We start from the raw sequence: 21,025 nt of genomic DNA, 5'->3' as shown, positions 1-21,025 counted from the left end.
TCGCTCAACGCGCGTAATGCGCCGCCTCCCCCGCGTGCTCGTGACCAAGGCTGACGCCATTGGCCCGTTCCTGCACCGCTTCCACATAGCGCTTGAGCGCATCGTCCAGCGACGGCAACAGCAGGCCGCGCTCGCTGCTCATGGCGCTGTAGGCCGGCCGCCGGGCGGCGTAGCCGCACTCCTCGATCGAAACTTCCTGCAGCCGCTCGCCCGAGACCCCGGCCGCCGCACAGGCGCGCTGGGCCAGCTCGAACCAACTGAGCGCCTCCCCATTCGTCAGGTGCCAGATTCCTCGCTCGCGGTCGATCAGGAGGTCCAGCGACACATTGACCAGGTCCGGCACATAGGTCGGCGACACGGTGACGTCGCCCGCCGCCTCAAACGGCAGGCCGATGTCGAGCGCGTTCAGGGCCTGGGTGACGAAATTGCGCTGGTCCCAGGGGCCGAAGAAGGCACTTGTGCGTATCACCAGCGCCTGCGGGTCGGCGTCCAGCACGCGCTGTTCGGCTTCGAGCTTGCTGCGCCCGTACACGCCGAGCGGGTTGGCGGCATCGGATTCCACGTACGGCTGTCCTTTGACGCCGTCGAATACCAGGTCGCTCGAATAGGTCATGAAGCGCAGTGCGTGGCGGATGCAGGCCAGCGCCAGCACGGTCGGTCCCAGCGTGTTCTCGCGCATGCAGCGGTCAAAGTCGGCTTCGGCCTCGTCGACCCGCACGTAGCCGCCGGCATTGACGATCGCCCACGGCTTGAAGCGCACGATCGCCGCTTCCACCGAGGCCGGGTCGGTGATGTCCATCTCCTGGCGCGTCAGCACGTGGCAGGCCAGGTTGCGCTTTTCGCAGATGCGCTTGAAGCTCGACCCCAAGGTGCCGCTGGCGCCCGAGATCAGGATCGGCTGCACGGGGGTTGACTTGAACTGGCTGCGCACGGCGATGTCGGCCACCGCCGTGCGGGTCGCGACCGGCTTGCACCAGAACCGGCCCGGCCGGCGCCACCAGCCTTCGCCCTGCAGCACCGGATTGGACAGCGGCCGCTTGCTGGCCAGCTCGCGCATCAGGGTGGCCACTGCGGTCGGCCGCGGCGCCGGGCCGCGCACGTCGAACGGGCCCGGCTCGTAGTAGCCGCGGCATTCGGTCACCAGGCAGTTCCAGTCGAAGGAGCCGAGCAGGGCCCACACCGTGACCGCGCGCACGTCGGCGCCTTGCTGGCGCGCCTTGAGCGCGGCATTCCAGATCTCGAGCAGCCAGCGCATCTGGTCTTCGCGGTTGGCGTCGATATGGGCTTCGGTGACCGCGATCGGCAGGCCATAGCGTTCCCAGGTTTCCATCAATAGCGGGCCGATGCCCGGCGTCGGCGTGGCCAGCGCGCGCGGCGCCTCGATGTCGGCGTGCGGCACGCCGCGAAACACATGGCGATGGGTTTCCGGATAGCGCTCGGGACGATGGTCGAGCCAGCGCTCGCTGGTAATGTAGTAGTTCACGCCGATCACGTCGGGTGGGCAGGGGTTGTCGCGGAACCAGCGCAGCTCTTCCTCGCCGGCGCCGGAGTCGCGCAGGTAGTTCCACAGTTGATGGTTCTCGTCGATCATCCCGCACAGCAGGTCCCAGGCCAGCCAGCGGCGTTCGTTGAAGAAGCCGCTGATCTCTTCCATCTCGGGGGTGCCATAGGTCTTCGACAGGTCGTCGGTCTGCACCAGTTTGGCATGAGGATTGACGGCGCGGATCGCGCGCATCGACAGCACGGTGGCGCGGCACTGCACCAGCAGGGCGCGGATGAAGGTGGCTTCGTCGCCGCCATGCGGATACCAGACCCCGGCCAGGCCCGAGAAGCGCGCCGTGGTGCAGATCTCGTTGACCGGCGTATAGTACTCGACCCAGGGATAGCGCGCCGCCACCGCGCCGGCGTAGTCGGCCAGCAGATCGGGGAAGGCGGGATCGACCAGGCTCGTATGGCGCGGGCCGCTGCCGTGGTGGACCAGGCCCACGATCGGATTGATGCCCAGCTGGCGCAGCGCCGGCAGGCGCTCGTCCGGCCAGGACCAGTCGGCCTTGTCGACGCCGTCGGGAGCGGTGCGTTCCCACAGCACCGGATAGCGGATCGCCCCGATGCCGAGGGAAGCGAAGCGTTCGATGTCTTGCAGACGGCCGGCGTGGCCGTTGCGGTCCATCTGGCTGAAGTAATTGTCGCGTACGCGGTTGACCGTGCATTCGAGACCGCCCCACAGGGCAAGGTCTTGCGTGGAAGGGCCGGTTTGAATATTCATGAAGTCGGTACCTGCGTAATGAACACAGATGCCAGCCTAACGGCCCGATGCAACCGCTTATGTGAAATGGCCCACATAATCGGCTTTTTTCGGACAAATCCTACTCTCTGTCGGCATTAAAATGGCGGCACGTTCAGCGAGGAGAATGGCGATGTACATGGTGTATTGGACAGTTGTCGGCGACGCCGCGAGCGAGCCCCATGCCCGGCCTTTCGACACCAGCGAGATGGTGCCGGCGATGCGGTTCGTGGAAGAGCTGCGCCAGCGCCAGCGCGCCGGCGAAGGCGTGCGCTTCATCACCATGTGCTCGGAGCATCCGGACGCGGTGGGGCATCCCGGCGTGGATGTCACCGGGCCCGAATACAACTGGAAGAAGCGGCGGCTCTAGTGGGGTAAGCGGGACTTGAGGATCTTGCCGCTCGGCGCCGCCGGCAGCGCCTCCATGAACACAATGCGCGCCGGGCGCTTGTAGGGCGCCAGGCGCGGTAGCAGCCAGGCTTGCAGCGTCGCTTCGTCGACCCCGCGCGCCTCGACGAAGGCCACCACTTCTTCCTCGGCCGCCGGCAGCGGCCGGCCCACCACGGCCGACTGCACGACCGCCGGATGCGCGTTCAGCGCCGTCTCGACTTCCACCGGGTAGACGTTGAAGCCGGAACGGATGATCAGCTCGCGCGTGCGGCCCAGCAGGAACAGGGCGCCGTCGGGATCCTGGCGCGCCAGGTCGCCGGTGGCCAGCCAGCCGCCTGGCTGCAGCGCGGCCGCGGTGGCGGCTGGATCGCGGTAGTAGCCGCGCATTCGCCCCGGACCGCGCATCCACAGCTCGCCCGCCTCGCCTTGCGCGGCCTCGAGGCCGTCGCGCTTGACGATGCGCACCTCGACGCCGGGAATTGGCAGGCCGACCGCGCTGTCAGCGCGCGGCGCGTCGAGCCGGGTCTGGCTGACGGTCGGGCCGCCCTCGGTCAGGCCATAGCCGTTGTGCAGGGGCAGGCCGAACAAGGCCTCGACCGCGCGCTTGAGGACGGGATCGAGCGGCGAGCCGCCGGCGTAGCAAAAGCGCAGGCGCGAGGCAATCGGCGTGGCGCCATCGTCTGCCTGCGCCTGCGCCAGCAGGCGCGCATACATCGCCGGCACGCCCTGCACGATGGTCAGCTCGCCCGCGCGGATCGACGCCAGCAGGGCGCAAGCGTCGAAGCGCGGCGCCAGCCGCAGGCAGGCGCCCGCATACAGGGTGCCCAGCAGTACCGAGGCCAGGCCGTACACGTGCGAGACCGGCAGTCCGCCCCAGGCACGGTCGCCCGGGCTCAGGCCGCGCAGGCGGCTCGAGGTGGCGGCCACGAACAGCAGGCTGGCGTGGCTGAGCATCACGCCTTTCGGCTGGCCGGTGGTGCCCGTGGTGTAGACCAGGGCCGCGACCTGGTCGCCGCCGGCGTCCACCGGCTCGGGCGCGCAGGCATCGATCAGCGGGCCGGCCAGCACGCCGTCGGCGCAGGGCAGGGCGCCGGCGCGCGCCGCGTGCCGCGCGGCATCCGCCGAATTGCCCGTCACATAGAGCACGCGGCGCGCGCCGCTGTGCGCCTGGATGGTTGCCAGCTCGCCCTCGCTCAGGCGCGCGTTGACGTTGACGCTCCAGGCGTCGATGACGGCGGCGGCGAACAGCAGCGCCACCTGGGCGACGCCGTTCTCGGCCACCACCATCACGCGGTCGCCGGGACGCACGCCGAGTTCGCGCAGCAGCGCCGCGTAGTCATCGGCGACGGCCGCCAACCGTGCGTACGACCACGCTTGGCCGTCCTCGATCAGCGCCGGGTTGTCCGGGGCGTGCGCGGCGCCGTGGCGCAGGATGTCGCTGATGCGGCGATAGTCAGTGGAATGCATGACGGTGAGTGGATCGACAGGGGCAGATGTTATACCGCCTGGAGCGGTGCATCGCAAGCGAACTTGCATAAAAGTAAATGGTTTCAGCCGTGCGCCGCCCCTGGAGGTTTATACTGTTTTTTGTAAAACCGCCAACAACCGACAGGAGACAGTGCCTTGGCCAGGAAGGACGCAAGCGGCAACGGGATGCACAGCGTGATGCGCAGTCATGCGCGCCATGGGTCTGCGGCCGGGCGGCCGGTGCTGTCCGAGGCGCGCGCCGTCCTGACCCACGAGGTGCTGGCCATCGACGAACGGGGACGCCGTTCCGCCATCGCCATTCCGGCCGAACGGCCGCTGACGATCTATGTCGACCGGCGCGAGCTGGTCACCCTGATGACCCTGGGCGGCGCGCCCGAGGCGCTGGTGCTGGGCTACCTGCGCAACCAGCGCCTGGTGCGCGCGCTGGAAGACATCGTGTCGATCCAGGTCGACTGGTCGGTGGACGCGGTGGCCGTGGTCACCCGCCACGGCATCCAGGACGTCGATGCGCGCACCGCGAAGAAGGTGGTCACCACCGGCTGCGGCCAGGGTTCGGTGTTCGGCGGCCTGATGGACGAGGTGGACCAGATTGCGCTGCCTGCCGACGCGCGCCTGGCGCAATCTGGCGTCTACCGCATCGTCGACACCATCCGCACCCAGCAGTCGGTGTACAGGCAGGCCGGCTCGGTGCACGGCTGCGCGCTGTTCACCGGCGACGGAGAATTGCTGTATTTCGTCGAGGACGTGGGCCGCCACAACGCGGTCGACGCCATCGCCGGCCTGATGTGGCTCGACGGCGTCGATGGCGCCGACAAGGTGTTCTATACCACCGGCCGGCTCACGTCCGAGATGGTGATCAAGGGCGCCCAAATGGGCATCCCCTTCCTGCTGTCGCGTTCGGGCACCACGCAGATGGGCCAGATGGTGGCCGAGCGGGTCGGCATGTCGCTGCTGGCGCGCTGCAGCGGACGTCATTTCCTGCTGCTGGCTGGGCATGAACGCCTGGTGTTCGAGCCGCAGCTGCTGGACACGCCCTACGTCCGTCCTGACCTGCGCGACTAGATGGGGTTGCTGGACGCTACCATGCACGCCTTCGCGCTGCTGTTCAGCGGCGACGCGGCCCTGTGGCACATCGTCTGGGTCTCGATCAAGACCAGCCTGCTGGGCCTGATGCTGGCCACGCCGCCGGCGGTGCTGCTCGGCTACCTGATCGCCATGCACCGCTTTCCGGGGCGGCGCATCGCGGTCTGGCTGGCCCAGGCCGCGCTGTCGCTGCCCACCGTCCTGATCGGCCTGCTGCTCTACCTGATGCTGTCGCGGCGCGGGCCGCTGGGCGGGCTCGAATGGCTGTTCTCGCAGCCTGGCATCGTGCTGGGACAGTTGATCATCGGCCTGCCGGTGCTGCTGGCCTTCACGCTGGCGGCGGTGCAGGCGCTCGACCCACGCTACGCCGAGACCGCGATCGCCCACGGCGCTTCGCGCATGCGCGTGATGTTCACCGTGCTGCACGAGGCGCGCTATGGCGTGATGGCGGCCGTGATCAGCGGCTTCGGGCGCGTGATCTCGGAAGTCGGCTGCGCGCTGATGGTGGGCGGGAATATCGAGGGCGAGACGCGCACCATCACCACCGCGATCGCGCTCGAGACCAGCAAGGGCGAGTTCGCCCAGGGCATCGCGCTGGGCATCGTGCTGGTGACGCTGGCGCTGCTGATGAACGGCGTGCTGGTGCTGCTGCAGGGAGAAGCGCACAACCCCGGGGCGCGGCTATGAACGCACTGCTCACGGTGCACGGCCTGCGCAAGGCCTATGGCGAGCGCCTGCTGTTCGACGTCGCCCGGCTCGACATCGAGAAGGGCGGCGCCTACGTGCTGACCGGCGCCAACGGCACCGGAAAAAGCACGCTGCTGCGCATGCTCGGCGGCCTGGAACGGTGCGATGCCTGCACGGTCGAATTCGAAGGCAGCCGCCTGCCGCTGTATCCGTATCCGCGGGAGCTGCGGCGCGGCATCGTCTATGTGCACCAGCATCCGATCATGTTCTCGACCAGCGTCGGCCACAACATCGCCTACGGCCTGCTGGCGCGTGGTGTGGACAGGCAGCTGGTGCGCGGCCTGGTCGACGAGGCGATGGCCTGGGCCGGCGTGCTGCACCTGCGCGACAACGATCCTTCGCGCCTGTCGGGTGGCGAAAAACAGCGCGTGGCGCTGGCGCGCGCGCGCGTATTGCAGCCGCGCCTGCTGCTGCTGGATGAACCCACGGCCAACCTCGACGGCGCGGCGCGCGAGCAGGTGATCGGGCTGATCCCGACCCTGGTCGGGCAGGGCGCCAGCGTGGTGATGGCCTGCCATGACCGCGACCTGATCAACCTGCCCGGCGTGCGGCGGCTCAAGCTGCGCGAAGGACAACTCGAAGTACGATAACCCAAGGAGATCAACATGCAACGCCGTTCACTGCTAGCCGTTTTGCTGTGCGCCACCTTCGCTTCGCCATTGGCGCTGGCGCAGGAAGTGATCAAGCTGTCGACCACCACCAGCACCGAGAACTCGGGCCTGCTCAAGCACCTGCTGCCGGTGTTCGAAGCGAAAACGAACACCAAAGTCCATGTGATCTCGGTCGGCACCGGCAAGGCGCTCGAACTGGCCAAAAACGGCGACGTCGACGTGACCCTGGTCCATGCGCGGGAGATGGAAGACAAATTCGTCGAGGAAGGCTGGGGCGTGGACCGGCGCGACGTGATGTACAACGATTTCATCGTGGTCGGCCCGGAATCCGATCCGGCCCGCATCAAGGGCTCGAAGGACGTGATCGACGCCTTCAAGCGCATCGCGGGCGCGAACGTCAAGTTCATCTCGCGCGGCGACAACTCGGGCACCGACGTGATGGAAAAGGGCTACTGGCAGCGCGCCGCGGTCAAGCCGCAGGGCGCCAACTATGTGTCGGCCGGCCTGGGCATGGGAGAGGTGCTGAACATGGCGGCCGAGATGCGCGCCTACACGCTGACCGACCGCGCCACCTATGGCGCCTACAAGGCGAAGACCGGACTGGCGATCGTGGTCGAAGGCGACAAGCGCATGTACAACCCCTACGGCATCATCGCCGTCAATCCCGCGAAGCACGCGGGCGTGAACTACAAGGGGGCGAAACAGCTGATCGAGTGGATCACCTCGCCCGAAGGACAGGCGCGCATCGCCTCGTTCAAGCCGGCCGGCGAGCAGCTGTTCTTCGCGCCGCTGCGCTGAAGCCTGTCAGCGCGACGGATCGTTCATCCCGGTCATGCTGACGACCTGGCCATCCTTGGCCACGACGCCATCCTCGAGCACGAACGTCGAGGCGCCGTTGACGTCCGGTAGTTCGAGCTCGATCGTGTCGCCGCGCTGCACGTAGCTGCCGCGCGCGGCGCAGGTGCCGAACATCGGCGTCGGCCTGAGCCCGGACGCATCGGCCAGCAGGAAGAAGAACAGGGTCTCGCAGCTAGCGCCGCGGCCGCCGCTGCTGGCCATCAGGATCGCCTCCTTGCCGCCCGACAGCGTAAAGCTGCGCAGCGGGAACTGCCAGCCGGCGTCCTCGCCGCTGAACAGGACCCTTCCGCCCAGGGTGACGGCGCGGCTGCCGTCGGCATTCGTGCGGCGGTCGAGCAGGCCGGCGACGGTCGACAGCGAGGCCGGCAGGTTGTCGGCATTGCTGTCGACGATGCCGCGCGCGGTGACGGCGGCGTCGTTATCGCGCGCCGGCGCTTCGCTGCGCTGCACGGTGACGGCGCGGTCCACCTCCACATCGGGCGCGAGCATGGCCGCCAGTACGCCAAGGACGATGGCGGCGATCGTGATGCCGATCCCCCACTGCGACCATTTTCTCTGTACCCGGTTGAAGTGTTCCAGGCTGTCCCACTGCTTGTTCTTCCAGGCCATCTCGCGGCCCTTGAAGCCGAGCCAGAACGCCATGATCCAGCCGACGTAGGGAACCATCGCCAGCAGCCCGATCCAGCTGCGGTTGCCGATCGCCCAGATCCAGTTGAGCAGGAAGGCGCCCCAGCTCCAGCCCTTGACTCCTTCCGGAATGTCGCCTTCCGGCTGCGGCGCGGGCGCGGAAGGTTTGTCCAGGTTGACCGGGGCCGTGCCGGCGGCCTTGCCGCAGGCGGAGCAATAGGCGGCGTCGGGCGCCATCTGCGCGCCGCAATGTGAACAGAACATCGGAGACTTTCCTGCTGGTTGAAAAATCGTATTGACAAAGAAAACGGCGCCGCGAACTTCGCGGCGCCGCTGGTCGATTATAACGATCGGCGCGGGTGGGAAACTAACTCTTTCCCACCGTGGCCGGGATCAGACCGATGGCGGATCGGTCTCGCGCGCGAACACGCGATGGCCGGCCAGCGCGGTCTTGAAGGCGTCGAGCGCCGCGTCGGCATTGGCCGGGTCGCCCATGATCAGTCCCGGATCGGCCGAACCGTCCGGCAGCTTCTGCGGGATCATGGCTTTCGTCAGCAGGCTTGACCCGGAACCGTAGGCCAGGATCGGCTTGCCGTGGCGGTACTGCTCGCGCAGGAACTCCAGCACCTGGGCATTCTTCGCCAGCGCCTCGACCGCCTGCGCGCCGTCCGGCACGATCACGGCGTCGTACATCACCGACGGCCCGGCCTCGACCGAGATCTCGACGTCGATCGGATCGCCGTCGCGCGCGGTGACCTTGCCCAGCATATTGCCGACCAGGCGCGGCACCGCGCCGTCCTTGAGCAGGCTCGCGTACTGCTTCTTGACCGCCTTGTCGTCCACGCCGCTGGCGATCAGCACCGCGACGCGGCGGCCCTTGATGCCGACCTGGCCTGGACGGCTCAGCAGCGACAGCGCCGGCGACGGCGGGTAGGTGGGGATCGGCGCATCGGTCGCCAGTGGCAGCGGCTCCGGCACCTCCAGGCCCAGGCCCTCGGCGACGCGCGCCACCAGGATATCATCGACGTTGGCCAGCAAGGCCAGCATGCGGATGCGCACCGCAGGCGTCTGCACCCGCGTCAGCTCGAACCGGAAGGCGTTGACGATGTGGTTCTGCTCGGCCGGCGTCTGGCTTTGCCAGAACAGGCGCGCCTGCGAATAGTGGTCGGCGAACAGCTCGGGTTTGCCGCGCACCTTGTCCTCGCTGATCCGTTCCGGGAAGCTGGTGAAGCCCATCTTGCCGGCCTGGAAAGGACAGCCGCCGCCCAGCGAATTGGGCTCGTAGTTCACGCGGCCGCGGTTGATCGCCTGGCGGTGGAAGCCATCGCGCTGGTTGTTCTGGATCTGGACGATCGGCGAGTTGATCGGGATCTCGTGGAAATTCGGGCCGCCCAGGCGCGTGAGCTGGGTGTCCTGGTAGGAGAAGTTACGGCCCTGTAGCAGCGGGTCGTTGGTGAAGTCGATGCCCGGCACCACGTGCGAGGTGCAGAACGCCACCTGCTCGGTCTCGGCGAAGAAGTTGTCGGGGTTGCGGTCCAGGACCAGCTTGCCGACGGGCCGCAGCGGCACCAGCTCTTCCGGGACGATCTTGGTCGGGTCGAGGATGTCGAAGGCGAAGCCGGCGGCCTGCTCTTCGGTGAAGACCTGCAGGCCCAGTTCGTACTCGGGGAAGTTGCCGGCTTCGATCGCCTCCCACAGGTCGCGCCGGTGGAAGTCGGGATCGGCGCCCGAGATGCGCACCGCTTCGTCCCACACCAGCGAGTGGGTGCCGGCCAGCGGCGTCCAGTGGAATTTCACGAAGCGCGATTCGCCCTGCGCGTTCACCAGGCGGAAGGTGTGCACGCCGAAGCCCTGCATGGTGCGGTAGCTGCGCGGGATGGCGCGGTCGGACATCGTCCACATCAGCATGTGCGCGATCTCGGGCGACAGCGAGGCGAAGTCCCAGAAGGTGTCGTGGGCGGTGGCCGCCTGCGGCATCGCGTGGTGCGGTTCCGGCTTGGCGGCGTGCACCAGGTCGGGGAATTTCATCGCGTCCTGGATGAAGAACACGGGGATGTTGTTGCCGACCAGGTCCCAGTTGCCTTCCTCGGTATAGAACTTGACGGCGAAGCCGCGCACGTCGCGCGCTGTGTCGGTCGAGCCGCGCTCGCCGGCCACGGTCGAGAAGCGCACGAACACCGGGGTGCGCTTGCCCTTCTTCGAGAACGGCACCGCCCGCGTCAGGTCGCTCAAGTCTTCATAGGCCTCGAAGTAGCCGTGGGCGGCCGAGCCGCGCGCATGCACCACGCGCTCGGGGATGCGTTCGTGGTCGAAGTGGCTGATCTTCTCGCGCAGGATGAAGTCTTCGAGCAGGGTCGGGCCGCGCAGGCCGGCCTTGAGCGAATGCTGGTTGTCGGCCACCGGCACGCCCTGGTTGGTGGTCAGGTGACGCTTGGCCGGGTCGACGCGCACGCGGTCGAGCGGGTCCGTGGTCGGGTTCTCGCCCTCCGGCGGCTTGCCCGAGCCGACCTTGTCGTTGGCGATGATTTCGCTGGCGGTGCTGCCGGTGGCGGCGTGCGTGGACGGCTTGAACTGTTCGCCTTCGGTCGGCGTGCGCGCGGCGTCGCCGTATTCACTGGCCTTGGTGGCGTTGTAGGGACGGTCGGCCGACAGTTCCTGTTCGGACGGGATCTTGTCGCGCAGGCGGTCGGCGACCGGGTTGCTGACTCCCAGGCTCTTCGGTGGATCGGCGTCCGAGGGACCGGAAACGGTGCTCAGGATCGAGCCGGCGCCATCGACAGGGGTGGAATGGTTGGAAGTGGTCATTCTTGTCCTCTCTGCTTGTAGGGTTTTGAAGTAACCTCAACAACATAGCCCAGCAAGAAAGTCCGGCTCTGTGAGATGACACACACAATGCAATAAATGCATCAAATTATTTCTATGAGCTTGATAGGCGAACCCTATCAAGAGCTCATTCCATGATCTGGCGCACTTCGATCGAGCGCAGCCATTTGACGTGGCGCGGGCCGGTGCGCAGGTCGTCGGCGGACAGGAGCGCCAGCGGACCCTCGGCATGGGGCAAGGGCTGGCCGTCGCGTTCGAACAGCACCAGCACGTTCTCGCCGGCCCTGGCGTTGAACAGTTCGTTCCATGAGAACACCACGGCGTACTTGTCGTCGGCGCTGGCGATGATGGCCAGCTTCTTGACCGTGTTGTTGTCGTGGTGACGATGCCGGCTTCCTTCAGCAGGTCGCGCAGGCGGACGCCGCGCACGACGCTCCTGCTGCCGAATTTACCAGCGACACGCACTTCGGCTAGTTCGGTCGACGGACGCTGGCGCAAGTTTTCGACGGTCAGGGCCAGGCTGCGTTCGACGCCGCCGCCGATGGTAAGCGCGGGCGCCACGTGCGCCAGGGCCGGTGTCGCGCAGGCGAGAGAGAGAACGAAGGCGAAATACGATAGGGCCAGGCAGGTCAGGTGTCGCATGGTTTCCTCTTCAGGTAGTCAGTGAGTACTGAACTACGTGGGCGAGGCTGCTCTGGATACGGCGCACCGGCGCGCCTGCGGCTACCGCAGATGACAAGGCATCGTTACAATTGCGATGGCGACGGTGGTTGCGCTGCGATGGCCTGCATCAGATTCGCCCGCGCGCGTTGTTCGAGCCGCGTGTGCAGGGCAGGCGTCGAGTAGAGCTGTCGACAACCGAGAAACCCCTCCAGGATGGCCGTGCGCTTGCTCGCGTAGATATCCGGCGCAACCCAGGCGTACTCGGCGCGAATCTGGCGCTGGTACTCGGCAAAACGCGGCGGCGCCGCACCCAGGATGGCGAGGTCGATATCGACCAGAAGCGCGGCGTCGGCCGACGTGGGCGACGCCGTGTGGCAGGTCGCCATGATGAGGTCGTGGACGCGCCGGCAAGCGTGCGCATCGAGGCCTGCCGCATCGAGCGCCTGCACGGCCCACTGCGCCGAACGCGCCTCGTTATCGTGGGCATGCACGTCATAGACGGCGTCGTGGAACCACAGCGCCAGTTCGACTGCATGGGGATGCTGCGCCTCGGCGTGCAGTTCCTCGAACAGCGCAAGGCGTTCTTCGAGATGCTGCAGCATATGGTAGTGGCGTTGCGGTTAGGTCCAGGCAAGCAGCAGGCGCTCGAACAGTCCACGGGGTGGGCTGCGACCGAGCATCGCCCAAGACGAACGCAAATGTGGCTCCAGCGAATCCATGATTATTCTTGTCCTAAGGCCCAATGTCTTAATCATACGCGACGGTGCTGGATCGACGGCGTGGTAGTGGCGCCTGGCTGTGATTAGTCGATCACTTGGGGTACTTCAATCGACTGTAGCCACTTGACGTGGCGCGGACCGTACGGCAAATTGAGAATGATCTGAGGCATTACAACTAGCAATCTAATCAATAAGCGATTTTTTTTGCAACTGTATGAGGAGAAATGATGGGAATTTTCGATAACTTATTTGGAAGCAAAAGCAATTCAAATACGTTTACCCACGGTGCGATTCCGGGCGGACGCCAAAAGAACGATGGCGGTCATGACCACCGCACTAATGCTGGCAACGATCGGACGCCAGCGCAAAGGGAAGGCGATAAAAAGCGCCGCAAAGACTGAAGGGAGGGAGCTGAAGCGACACTTCGCTTTAGCTCTCAAAAGCTAACAATCCTTATAGCTAACACCAGGGTTACGCTTCTGGAAATATGGAGTCTTCATCTAAAGCGAGATGCGCTGGGCGATGATGTCGCTCAGATTTGTTGTCACATCAAAATGACATCATACTGTTCCTGGTGATACCCCTTCTCGACCTGCAGCGAAATACGCTTGCCGATGAAGTCGCCCAGCATGGCGAGATGCTGCGATTCTTCTTCGAGGAACAGGTCGATCACCTCCTGCCCCGCGACGATGCGGAATTCGCGCGGGTTGAACTGCTTGGCTTCGCGCAGCAGTTCGCGCAGGATCTCGTAGCAGATCGTGCGGCTGGTTTTCACCTGGCCCTTGCCCGAGCAGGCCGGGCAGGGCTCGCACAGGATGTGGGCCAGCGATTCGCGGGTGCGCTTGCGCGTCATCTCTACCAGGCCCAGGGCCGAGAAGCCGCTCACCGAGACCTTGGTGCGGTCGCGCGCCAGGGTTTTCTTGAGCTCGGCCAGCACCGCGTTGCGGTGCTCGTTGTTCTCCATGTCGATGAAGTCGAGGATGATGATGCCGCCCAGGTTGCGCAGGCGCAGCTGGCGCGCGATGGCGTGCGCCGCTTCCAGGTTGGTCTTGAAAATCGTGTCGGCGAAATTGCGTCCGCCGACGTAGCCGCCGGTATTGACGTCGATGGTCGTCATCGCCTCGGTCTGGTCGACGATCAGGTAGCCGCCCGATTTCAGGTCCACGCGCCGGCCCAGGGCGCGCAGGATTTCCTCTTCCACGCCGTACAGGTCGAACAGCGGCCGCTCGCCGGTGTAGTGCGCCATGCGCGACAGCACGCTCGGCGTGTAGACCTGGGCGAATTCGGCGAGCTTCAGGAAGTTCTCGCGCGAGTCGACCTGGATGCTGGCCGTCTCGTCGTGCACGAAATCGCGCAGCACGCGCTGGGCCAGGCTCAGGTCCTGGTACAGCAGGGTGGTGGGCGGCAGGGTGCGCGCGCCCTGGACGATGGCGCCCCAGGTCTTGCGCAGGTAATCGACGTCGGCGGCGATGTCGTCGCTCGACGCTTCCTCGGCCATCGTGCGCACGATGTAGCCGCCTTTTTCCTCGGCCGGCAGCAGGCTTTGCAGGTGCGTGCGCAGGCGTTCGCGCTCGGCTTCCTTTTCGATCTTCTGCGAGATGCCGATGTGGTGGTCTTGCGGCAGGTACACCAGCATGCGGCCGGCGATCGAGATCTGGGTGGAAAGGCGCGCGCCCTTGGTGCCGATCGGGTCCTTGATGACCTGCACGGTCAGCACCTGGCCGTCGAACAGCAGTTTTTCGATCGGGGTGGGCGGGGCGTTGCCGCCGTCATGGCTGCGCGCTTCCCAGATGTCGGCCACGTGCAGGAAGGCGGCGCGCTCCAGGCCGATGTCGATGAAGGCCGACTGCATCCCCGGCAGCACGCGCACCACCTTGCCCAGATAGACGTTCCCCGCCAACCCGCGCGTGAGCGTGCGCTCGATGTGCAGCTCCTGTACCGCGCCCTGCAGGACCAGCGCCACGCGCGTTTCCTGCGGTGTGATGTTGATGAGGATGTCTTCGTTCATGGACCCTGCCGTGCGTATTGTTCAGGGTGACATGATACACGCGCCGGCCCTGGGGCCGAAGCGGGCAATCAGATTGCCAGGCCCGCCTTGCGCAGCAGGTTGGCGGTCTCGAACAGGGGCAGGCCCATGATGCCCGAATGGCTGCCCTCGATGTGCTCGATGAACAGCGCCGCCGGGCCCTGGATGCCGTAGCCGCCGGCCTTGTCGTAGGGTTCCAGCGTGGCGCAATACGCCCTGATCCGGGCCGCGGTGAGGGTGGCGAAGCGCACGTTGGACACTTGCGTGACCTGCTCGGCCACGTGCTGTGAGTGCACGGCCACCGAGGTCAGCACCTGGTGGGTACGGCCGGACAGGCGCTCCAGCATGGCCACCGCCTCTCGGTTATCCGCCGGCTTGCCGAGGATCTCGCCGTCGATGGTGACGGTGGTGTCGGCGGTTAGCACCGGCCGCAGCGGCTGGCGCCGCTGCAGCAGGAGGTTGTAGGCGAAGGCGCCCTTGGCCCGGGCCACCCGCGCCACGTAATCGTGGACGTCTTCGCCCGGCAGCACATCCTCGCTGACGTCGACCACGCGGCCCGGGTCGCTGCGCAGCAGCATCAGTTCGAAGTCGACCCCGATCTGGCGCAGCAGTTCGCGCCGGCGCGGGCTCTTGGAAGCGAGATAGATTTTATTGTGCTGGTTTTTCATCGCTGTTCTTGATCGCTGTTGTTGACCGCGTTTCTTGATCGCTACTGGGCCGCTTCAGACCCTATGGTAAGGATGGTTCTGGGTGATCGACCAGGCGCGGTAGAGCTGTTCCGCCAGCATGACCCGGACGATTCCGTGCGGCAGGGTCATGCTGGAGATGCGGATCAGTCCTTCGGCACGCGCCTTCAGCTCGGGATCGAGGCCATCGGCCCCGCCGATCAGGAAGGCGGTGTCGCGGCCGTCGCGTTGCCAGGTTTCCAGTTGTTGCGACAGACCGACGCTGGTCAGGTCCTTGCCGCGTTCGTCCAGGGCGATGATGCGCACGCCCTTCGGCAGGGCCGTCTCGATGCGCTCGCGCTCGAGCGCCATCGCGGTGACGGCGGTCTTGCTGCCGGAGCGCTCAACCGGCTTGATCTCCTTGAGCACGATGCGCAGCTCGGGCGGCATGCGCTTCGTGTATTCGGTGAAGCCGGATTCGATCCAGGCCGGCATCTTGTGGCCGACCGCGGCAATGATCAACTGCATGAGGACCCTTACTCAGCGTCCTTCTTGATGCGGCGGATCACCTTCTTGACCGGCGCATCGGCGGCCGGGGCGGCCTTCGGTGCGGCAGTCTTGCTCACGCGCTTCGGCGGCTTGGCCTTGGTCGCTTCGACGGCGGCGATTTCGGTCTTGCTCGGTGCGACCTTCACGGTCTTGCCGGTCGGGACTGCCTTGGCGGCGGCTTTCTTGGCGGCTGGCTTCTTGGCTGCGGTCTCGGTCGTCGCGGCGGCCTTGGTCGCGCGCTTGGCGGCCGGCTTGCGTTCGTTGACCGGCTTGGCTTCTTCCTGCGCCTGGTTGGCGGCCAGGTGCTTCGACTTCGGCTTGACGGCGTCGGCTTCGATGCCCTCGACGGTCGACTTGCGCTTGGCGGCGCCCAGCTTGACCGGCTTCTCGCCCCAGATTTCCTCGAGGCGGTAGTATTGACGGATGGCCGGCTGCATGATGTGGACGATCATGTCGCCCAGGTCGACCAGCACCCATTCGCCGGTGTCTTCGCCTTCCAGGCCGACCACGTCGCCGCCCGCCGCCTTGACCTTGTCGCGCACCGAGGCGGCCAGCGCCTTGGTCTGGCGGTTCGACGTACCCGAGACCACGGCGATGCGGTCGAACAGGCTGGTCAGGTGGGTCGTGTCGAACAGGACGATGTCCTGGCCCTTCACATCTTCCAGGGCGTCGACGACGAGGGTTTGCAGTTTCTTGATATCCATTAGTTTTTGTACAGGTTATGTTGTTGAATATAGTCTAGCACTTGCGCCATCCCGAGCGCGCTTGCATCCGCGCCGGATTGCAAGGCCGCACGGAGCTGGCTGGACGAGAGGTCCACATCCAGCGTCGGCGCAAGGCAGACTTTTCCGTGCGCCAGCAGGCGCACGGTGTCGGGCGTTGCAAGCCGCGTCGACAGTTCTTGGGCCACCATCGGTGGCAATGCTTCCTGCGCCAGGTCGTAGCCGGGACGCGTCGCCACGCCCAGGTTGGCAAGGGCAAACAGCTCGCGCCATTCGTTCCAGCTATCGAGCTTGCGCAACTGGTCGGCGCCCATCAGGAACACGATCGAGGTGCGCGGCCCAAGTTCCTTGCGCAGCGCGCGCAGCGTCTCGACCGTATACGTTGGCGTTTTCCGTTCGATTTCCTGCAGGTCGATCGTGACCGGCAGGCTCGGGCTCTTCAATGCCTCGAAAGCCAGTTCCAGCATTGCGACCCGGTCGCGGTCGCTGGCCTGGAGGCCATTCTTTTGCCACGGCTGGCCGGCCGGCAGGATGCGCAAGGTGTCCGGCCGCAACAGGCCGGCGAACAGCCGCGCCAGCGCGACGTGGCCCTGGTGCACCGGATCGAAGCTGCCGCCGAGGACGGCGATGCAGCGGTTGCGTCCCGGCGCGCTCCTGGTGCCGGTCACGGCGCCAGCCAGTCCCGGTGCACCAGGAAGTCGGAATACAGTCGTGCTTCAGGGCTGCCGGGTTCGGGATGCCAGTCGTAGCGCCATTTGACGATCGGCGGCATCGACATCAGGATCGCCTCGGTCCGTCCGCCCGACTGCAGGCCGAACAGGGTGCCGCGGTCCCACACCAGGTTGAACTCGACGTAGCGTCCGCGCCGGTAGGCCTGGAAGTCGCGCTCGCGTTCGCCATACGGCTGGTCCTTGCGGCGCTCCAGGATCGGCAGGTAGGCGTCCAGGAAGCGCTCGCCGACGGTCCTCACCATGGCATACGATTGCTCGAAGCCGAGCTCGTTGAAATCGTCGAAGAAGATGCCGCCGACGCCGCGCGGTTCCTTGCGGTGCTTCAGGTAGAAGTAATCGTCGCACCAGGTCTTGAAGCGCGGATGCAACCCGTCGCCGAACGGCGCCAGCGCGTCGTGGCAGACCTGGTGGAAGTGGCGCGCGTCCTCGGCTTCGCCGTAGTACGGGGTCAGGTCCATGCCGCCGCCGAACCACCAGACCGGCTCCTTGCCGGGCGCGGTCGCCTCGAAGAAACGCACGTTCATGTGCACCGTCGGAGCATAGGGGTTACGCGGATGCAGCACCAGCGACACGCCCATCGCTTCCCAGGCGCGGCCCGCCAGCTCCGGACGCACGGCGGTGGCCGACGCCGGCAGCGTGGCGCCGCGCACGTGCGAGAAATTCACGCCGCCCCGTTCGAGGACGTTGCCTTCCTCGACCAGGCGCGAGATGCCGCCGCCGCCCTCGGGGCGCTGCCATTCCTCGCGCAGGAACGGCTTGCCGTCGACCTGTTCGAGATCGTGGACGATGCGCGCCTGGAGCTCGAGCAGCCAGGCCTTGATGGCGGCGGGATTGGGGGAAGACATGAAGAATGACCGGCTTGGAATGAAAAGTGGGCCGATTGTACACCGGCCCACCGAATGTCTACATCTGGCGTTGGTTGAGAAAGGATTACTTTACGCCGCGCCAGCCGATGTCGCGCCGGTACTGCGCGCCATTGAAGTGTATCTTCTCGACGCTTTCATACGCCTGCTTCTGCGCCATCTTGACGCTGTCGCCCAGGCCCACCACGCACAGCACGCGGCCGCCGCTGGTCTGCAGCTTGCCGTCCACGAGTTTGGTGCCGGCGTGGAAGGTGACGCATTCCGGCACTTCCGCAGGGATGCCGTCGATGACGTCGCCCTTGCGCGGGCTGTCCGGATAGCCGGCAGCCGCCATCACGACGCCCACGGCGGTGCGGCGATCCCATTCCAGCTCGACCGTGTCGAGGGTGCCGTTGCAGGCGTGTTCGAGCACGGTGGCGAAGTCGCTCTTCAGGCGCGCCATGATCGGCTGGGTTTCCGGGTCGCCCATGCGGCAGTTGAACTCGAGCGTGCGCGGGTTGCCCTCGGCATCGATCATCAGGCCGGCGTACAGGAAGCCGGTGAACGGGATGCCGTCGCGCGCCATGCCCTGGATGGTCGGGTTGATGATCTCGCGCATCACGCGCGCATGCATCGACGGCGTCACGATCGGCGCCGGCGAGTAGGCGCCCATGCCGCCGGTGTTCGGGCCCTGGTCGTTGTCCTTCAGGCGCTTGTGGTCCTGGCTGGTGGCCAGCGCCAGCACATTCCTGCCGTCGCACATGACGATGAAGCTGGCTTCTTCGCCGGCCAGGAATTCCTCGATCACGATGCGGGCGCCGGCATCGCCGAAGGCGTTATCGGACAGCATGTGGTCGACCGCAGCGTGGGCTTCTTCCAGCGACATCGCGACCACCACGCCCTTGCCGGCCGCCAGGCCGTCGGCCTTGATGACGATCGGCGCGCCATTGGCGTCGATGTAGGCGTGGGCCGCGGCGGCGTCCGAGAATGTCTCGTACTTCGCGGTCGGGATGCCGTGGCGGTGCATGAAGGCCTTGGCGAAATCCTTCGAGCTCTCGAGCTGGGCCGCCTCGCGGGTGGGGCCGAAGATCTTGAGGCCGCGCGAGCGGAACAGGTTGACGATGCCGGCCGCCAGCGGCGCTTCCGGGCCGACCAGGGTCAGGGCCACGCCTTCGGCCACCACGAAGTCGGCCAGCGCTTCAGGGTCGGTCACGTCCACCGTCACCAGGCGGTCGTCGAGCGCGGTGCCGCCGTTGCCGGGCGCGACGAAGACCGTCTGGATGCGTTCCGATTGGGCCAGTTTCCACGCCAGCGCGTGTTCGCGGCCGCCCGAGCCGACTACGAGGATTTTCATATTCGCTACCAATTATTCTTCGATCACGGCGTTGGTGAAGACTTCCTGGACATCGTCCAGGTTTTCCAGCGCATCGAGGAGTTTCTGCATCTTGACCGCGTCCTCGCCCGTGAACACGGTCTCGGTGGCGGGCTTCATGATGACTTCGGCCACTTCGGCCTTGAAGCCGGCTGCTTCCAGTGCTTCCTTGACGGAGGAGAAGGCATGCGGATCGCACAGTACTTCGAAGCCGCCTTCTTCGTCGGCCATGACGTCGTCGGCGCCGGCTTCGAGCGCGGCTTCCATCAGTTTGTCTTCGTCGACGCCCGGCGCGAACAGGAACTGGCCGGTGTGCTTGAACATGAAGGCGACCGAGCCTTCGGTGCCCATATTGCCGCCGAATTTGCTGAAGGCGTGGCGCACTTCGGCCACGGTGCGGACACGGTTGTCGGTCAGGCAGTCGACGATGATCGCCGCGCCGCCGATGCCATAGCCTTCGTAGCGCACTTCTTCATAGTTGACGCCTTCGAGCTCGCCCGAGCCGCGCTGGATCGCGCGGGTGACGTTATCCTTCGGCATATTCGCGTCCGCGGCTTTCTCGACCGCCAGGCGCAGGCGCGGGTTGGAAGCGATGTCGCTCCCGCCCATGCGCGCGGCCACGGTGATCTCCTTGATCAGGCGCGTCCAGATCTTGCCGCGCTTGGCGTCGGTAGCGGCTTTTTTATGCTTGATATTGGCCCATTTGCTGTGTCCAGCCATGTCGAGAATTCCTTAGACGGTATGCAAGAGTGGCCGATATTCTAGCATAGGCCCCCCTTGCAAAAACGTCGCTCAACTGTCACGGAAACAACAGTCTGGTTCCTAAAGCGAGCAAGGCCAGCCCACCCGCACAGGCGATCCAGTGGCCGCTGGCGAGGCGGATCTCGGCCACCACGAACAGGCCGACGACGGCGATCGCGGCCGGGTTGTCCGGGCCGGCGGCCAGCAGCAGGAGCATCAGCAGCCAGCAACAGCCCAGGCACTGGCGGGCATGAAAGGCGCCGCGCCAGAATGCGCCGGGCAGGCCATGGCGCCAGCCGGCCAGGATGCCGGGCAGCGGCGCCCGGCAATGCTCCAGGCAGGCATGCTTGGCGGGTGTCCACTGGTAGACGCCGGCCGCCACCATGGCCAGGCCGAGCAGGAGAGGGTGGCGCACGGCGCCGCCGTGGTTGGACTCGTGCAGCGTCCATTGGGCGATCGCGGCCAGCAGCGCGAAACCGGTCCAGGCGCCCAGGTAGCCGAGCACGAACAGCCAGGTGCGCAGGCGCGCCCGCTGGGCCGCGTGCTCCCCGGCGATGCGCGCGAACAGCACCGTGGCGCGGCTGGCCAGCGGCAGCATCATGGCCGTGCACAGGCCGGCCCAGGTCAGGAACACCAGGGCCAGCTGGCCGGCCTGGTAGGCCAGGGAGGGGGCGGCGATGGCCCTCGCGCCGGCCGCTGCCGCGTCCGCGACGAGGGGTGTGCTGCCGAGCACCAGGCCGCCCAGCACGAGGCCGGCCCAGCACAGGCTGGCCAGCAGTGATACGACGATCAGGGCCAGCAGCAAAAAGCGGTCGCGGCCAAGGCGTGTTTCGACGTCACTCAGGTTCATTGCGGCGCTCCCGGTGGACCCGTGCGCTCAGACTTCGAGGTCATGATCGATTCTCCATTTTGGTTGAGATGCATGGTTTCGACCGGTCGCGCCTCGACCCCGTTCGGCGGGCGCGGCCGGATGCGTCTTGACGCCGAGGCCGCCGTTGCCGGGTGAGCCCTGGAGATGACGCCAGCGGTGCAACTCCTTTACCACGCGCGCGGTGCTGCATCGCCGTGATCGCGCCCGTCGCGA

At 66.3% G+C, this 21,025-nt stretch carries 21 protein-coding genes; 6 read left to right on the top strand and 15 right to left on the bottom strand.

From position 1 onward, the window contains the following. Positions 1-4: 4 nt before the first annotated feature. Positions 5-2,266 (bottom strand): family 1 glycosylhydrolase, encoded by a 2,262-nt coding sequence (locus J3U95_RS14255; RefSeq protein ID WP_208279225.1) that lies wholly within the window; start codon positions 2,264-2,266, stop codon positions 5-7. A gap of 151 nt (positions 2,267-2,417) precedes the next feature. On the opposite strand from J3U95_RS14255, the gene J3U95_RS14250 reads away from it, so the two are divergent. Next, positions 2,418-2,654 (top strand): hypothetical protein, encoded by a 237-nt coding sequence (locus tag J3U95_RS14250; protein WP_208279224.1) that lies wholly within the window; start codon positions 2,418-2,420, stop codon positions 2,652-2,654. On the opposite strand, the gene J3U95_RS14245 is transcribed toward J3U95_RS14250, so the two are convergent. Next, a complete protein-coding gene (locus tag J3U95_RS14245; protein ID WP_208279223.1) occupies positions 2,651-4,141 on the bottom strand; it encodes a class I adenylate-forming enzyme family protein in 1,491 nt (496 codons plus the stop codon). The genes J3U95_RS14250 and J3U95_RS14245 overlap by 4 nt on opposite strands. 198 nt (positions 4,142-4,339) lie before the next feature. Between J3U95_RS14245 and J3U95_RS14240 the strand changes: the two genes are divergently transcribed. Genes J3U95_RS14240 through J3U95_RS14225 form a run of 4 tightly spaced genes read left to right on the top strand, consistent with a single transcriptional unit; the run spans position 4,340 to position 7,401 of the window. Beyond that, on the top strand, positions 4,340-5,224 hold the full coding sequence (locus J3U95_RS14240; RefSeq protein WP_208279344.1) for a formate dehydrogenase accessory sulfurtransferase FdhD: 885 nt from the start codon (positions 4,340-4,342) through the stop codon (positions 5,222-5,224). Further along, positions 5,225-5,932 (top strand): ABC transporter permease, encoded by a 708-nt coding sequence (locus tag J3U95_RS14235; RefSeq protein WP_208279222.1) that lies wholly within the window; start codon positions 5,225-5,227, stop codon positions 5,930-5,932. It abuts the gene before it with no gap. Beyond that, positions 5,929-6,582 (top strand): energy-coupling factor ABC transporter ATP-binding protein, encoded by a 654-nt coding sequence (locus J3U95_RS14230; protein ID WP_208279221.1) that lies wholly within the window; start codon positions 5,929-5,931, stop codon positions 6,580-6,582. Before J3U95_RS14235 ends, J3U95_RS14230 begins: the two co-directional genes overlap by 4 nt. Positions 6,583-6,597: 15 nt before the next feature. Continuing rightward, on the top strand, positions 6,598-7,401 hold the full coding sequence (locus tag J3U95_RS14225) for an ABC transporter substrate-binding protein (RefSeq protein WP_208279220.1): 804 nt from the start codon (positions 6,598-6,600) through the stop codon (positions 7,399-7,401). Between the two features lie 6 nt (positions 7,402-7,407). On the opposite strand, the gene J3U95_RS14220 is transcribed toward J3U95_RS14225, so the two are convergent. The 4 genes from J3U95_RS14220 to J3U95_RS14205 form a co-directional block, all read right to left on the bottom strand. After that, entirely contained in the window at positions 7,408-8,352 is a 945-nt protein-coding gene (locus J3U95_RS14220; protein WP_208279219.1) for a zinc ribbon domain-containing protein, read from the bottom strand. Positions 8,353-8,481: 129 nt separating this feature from the next. Further along, positions 8,482-10,893 (bottom strand): catalase, encoded by a 2,412-nt coding sequence (locus tag J3U95_RS14215; RefSeq protein ID WP_208279218.1) that lies wholly within the window; start codon positions 10,891-10,893, stop codon positions 8,482-8,484. Between the two features lie 145 nt (positions 10,894-11,038). Next, positions 11,039-11,227 (bottom strand): molybdopterin-binding protein, encoded by a 189-nt coding sequence (locus J3U95_RS14210; protein WP_208279217.1) that lies wholly within the window; start codon positions 11,225-11,227, stop codon positions 11,039-11,041. A gap of 430 nt (positions 11,228-11,657) precedes the next feature. Beyond that, the gene (locus J3U95_RS14205) at positions 11,658-12,176 is read right to left on the bottom strand and encodes an HD domain-containing protein (protein ID WP_229519838.1); all 519 of its coding nucleotides are present in this window, start codon (positions 12,174-12,176) and stop codon (positions 11,658-11,660) included. A 344-nt stretch (positions 12,177-12,520) separates the two neighbouring features. Between J3U95_RS14205 and J3U95_RS14200 the strand changes: the two genes are divergently transcribed. Then, positions 12,521-12,694 (top strand): hypothetical protein, encoded by a 174-nt coding sequence (locus J3U95_RS14200; RefSeq protein WP_208279216.1) that lies wholly within the window; start codon positions 12,521-12,523, stop codon positions 12,692-12,694. A 143-nt stretch (positions 12,695-12,837) separates the two neighbouring features. On the opposite strand, the gene rng is transcribed toward J3U95_RS14200, so the two are convergent. The 9 genes from rng to J3U95_RS14155 all read right to left on the bottom strand — a co-directional run bounded on the left by rng (position 12,838) and on the right by J3U95_RS14155 (position 20,791). After that, the gene (gene rng / locus J3U95_RS14195; protein ID WP_208279215.1) at positions 12,838-14,301 is read right to left on the bottom strand and encodes a ribonuclease G; all 1,464 of its coding nucleotides are present in this window, start codon (positions 14,299-14,301) and stop codon (positions 12,838-12,840) included. Between the two features lie 68 nt (positions 14,302-14,369). After that, entirely contained in the window at positions 14,370-14,987 is a 618-nt protein-coding gene (locus tag J3U95_RS14190) for a Maf family protein (RefSeq protein ID WP_208279214.1), read from the bottom strand. A 54-nt stretch (positions 14,988-15,041) separates the two neighbouring features. Next, positions 15,042-15,512, bottom strand: a complete 471-nt coding sequence (gene rlmH, locus J3U95_RS14185; protein WP_208279213.1) for a 23S rRNA (pseudouridine(1915)-N(3))-methyltransferase RlmH — start codon at positions 15,510-15,512, stop codon at positions 15,042-15,044. 8 nt (positions 15,513-15,520) lie between these two features. Then, positions 15,521-16,237, bottom strand: coding sequence for a ribosome silencing factor (gene rsfS / locus J3U95_RS14180; protein ID WP_208279212.1), 717 nt, complete (start codon positions 16,235-16,237; stop codon positions 15,521-15,523). Continuing rightward, complete coding sequence (locus J3U95_RS14175; protein ID WP_208279211.1) at positions 16,237-16,923, bottom strand: nicotinate-nucleotide adenylyltransferase; 687 nt, start codon at positions 16,921-16,923, stop codon at positions 16,237-16,239. Before J3U95_RS14175 ends, rsfS begins: the two co-directional genes overlap by 1 nt. Further along, entirely contained in the window at positions 16,920-17,831 is a 912-nt protein-coding gene (hemF, locus tag J3U95_RS14170; protein ID WP_208279210.1) for an oxygen-dependent coproporphyrinogen oxidase, read from the bottom strand. Before hemF ends, J3U95_RS14175 begins: the two co-directional genes overlap by 4 nt. A gap of 85 nt (positions 17,832-17,916) precedes the next feature. Then, positions 17,917-19,182 (bottom strand): phosphoribosylamine--glycine ligase, encoded by a 1,266-nt coding sequence (gene purD / locus J3U95_RS14165; protein ID WP_208279209.1) that lies wholly within the window; start codon positions 19,180-19,182, stop codon positions 17,917-17,919. A 12-nt stretch (positions 19,183-19,194) separates the two neighbouring features. Then, entirely contained in the window at positions 19,195-19,920 is a 726-nt protein-coding gene (locus J3U95_RS14160; RefSeq protein ID WP_208279208.1) for a YebC/PmpR family DNA-binding transcriptional regulator, read from the bottom strand. A 79-nt stretch (positions 19,921-19,999) separates the two neighbouring features. Then, entirely contained in the window at positions 20,000-20,791 is a 792-nt protein-coding gene (locus J3U95_RS14155; RefSeq protein WP_208279207.1) for a DUF2182 domain-containing protein, read from the bottom strand. Between the last annotated feature and the right edge of the window lie 234 nt (positions 20,792-21,025).

Source organism: Massilia oculi, from assembly GCF_017582745.1.
Taxonomy (GTDB): domain Bacteria; phylum Pseudomonadota; class Gammaproteobacteria; order Burkholderiales; family Burkholderiaceae_D; genus Telluria; species Telluria oculi_A.
Note: the sequence above shows the minus strand (reverse complement) of the source record. Positions and strands in the feature narration are given on the sequence as shown.

Bases quoted from the DNA above. Each gene is read 5' to 3' on its own strand.
- J3U95_RS14230 (WP_208279221.1), top strand. From the start codon at position 5,929: ATGAACGCACTGCTCACGGTGCACGGCCTGCGCAAGGCCTATGGCGAG.
- J3U95_RS14255 (WP_208279225.1), bottom strand. From the start codon at position 2,266: ATGAATATTCAAACCGGCCCTTCCACGCAAGACCTTGCCCTGTGGGGC.
- purD (WP_208279209.1), bottom strand. From the start codon at position 19,182: ATGAAAATCCTCGTAGTCGGCTCGGGCGGCCGCGAACACGCGCTGGCG.
- J3U95_RS14225 (WP_208279220.1), top strand. From the start codon at position 6,598: ATGCAACGCCGTTCACTGCTAGCCGTTTTGCTGTGCGCCACCTTCGCT.
- hemF (WP_208279210.1), bottom strand. From the start codon at position 17,831: ATGTCTTCCCCCAATCCCGCCGCCATCAAGGCCTGGCTGCTCGAGCTC.
- J3U95_RS14245 (WP_208279223.1), bottom strand. From the start codon at position 4,141: ATGCATTCCACTGACTATCGCCGCATCAGCGACATCCTGCGCCACGGC.
- J3U95_RS14240 (WP_208279344.1), top strand. From the start codon at position 4,340: ATGCGCAGTCATGCGCGCCATGGGTCTGCGGCCGGGCGGCCGGTGCTG.
- J3U95_RS14190 (WP_208279214.1), bottom strand. From the start codon at position 14,987: ATGAAAAACCAGCACAATAAAATCTATCTCGCTTCCAAGAGCCCGCGC.
- J3U95_RS14205 (WP_229519838.1), bottom strand. From the start codon at position 12,176: ATGCTGCAGCATCTCGAAGAACGCCTTGCGCTGTTCGAGGAACTGCAC.
- rlmH (WP_208279213.1), bottom strand. From the start codon at position 15,512: ATGCAGTTGATCATTGCCGCGGTCGGCCACAAGATGCCGGCCTGGATC.
- J3U95_RS14235 (WP_208279222.1), top strand. From the start codon at position 5,225: ATGGGGTTGCTGGACGCTACCATGCACGCCTTCGCGCTGCTGTTCAGC.
- rng (WP_208279215.1), bottom strand. From the start codon at position 14,301: ATGAACGAAGACATCCTCATCAACATCACACCGCAGGAAACGCGCGTG.
- J3U95_RS14155 (WP_208279207.1), bottom strand. From the start codon at position 20,791: ATGAACCTGAGTGACGTCGAAACACGCCTTGGCCGCGACCGCTTTTTG.
- J3U95_RS14215 (WP_208279218.1), bottom strand. From the start codon at position 10,893: ATGACCACTTCCAACCATTCCACCCCTGTCGATGGCGCCGGCTCGATC.
- J3U95_RS14160 (WP_208279208.1), bottom strand. From the start codon at position 19,920: ATGGCTGGACACAGCAAATGGGCCAATATCAAGCATAAAAAAGCCGCT.
- rsfS (WP_208279212.1), bottom strand. From the start codon at position 16,237: ATGGATATCAAGAAACTGCAAACCCTCGTCGTCGACGCCCTGGAAGAT.
- J3U95_RS14250 (WP_208279224.1), top strand. From the start codon at position 2,418: ATGTACATGGTGTATTGGACAGTTGTCGGCGACGCCGCGAGCGAGCCC.
- J3U95_RS14200 (WP_208279216.1), top strand. From the start codon at position 12,521: ATGGGAATTTTCGATAACTTATTTGGAAGCAAAAGCAATTCAAATACG.
- J3U95_RS14220 (WP_208279219.1), bottom strand. From the start codon at position 8,352: ATGTTCTGTTCACATTGCGGCGCGCAGATGGCGCCCGACGCCGCCTAT.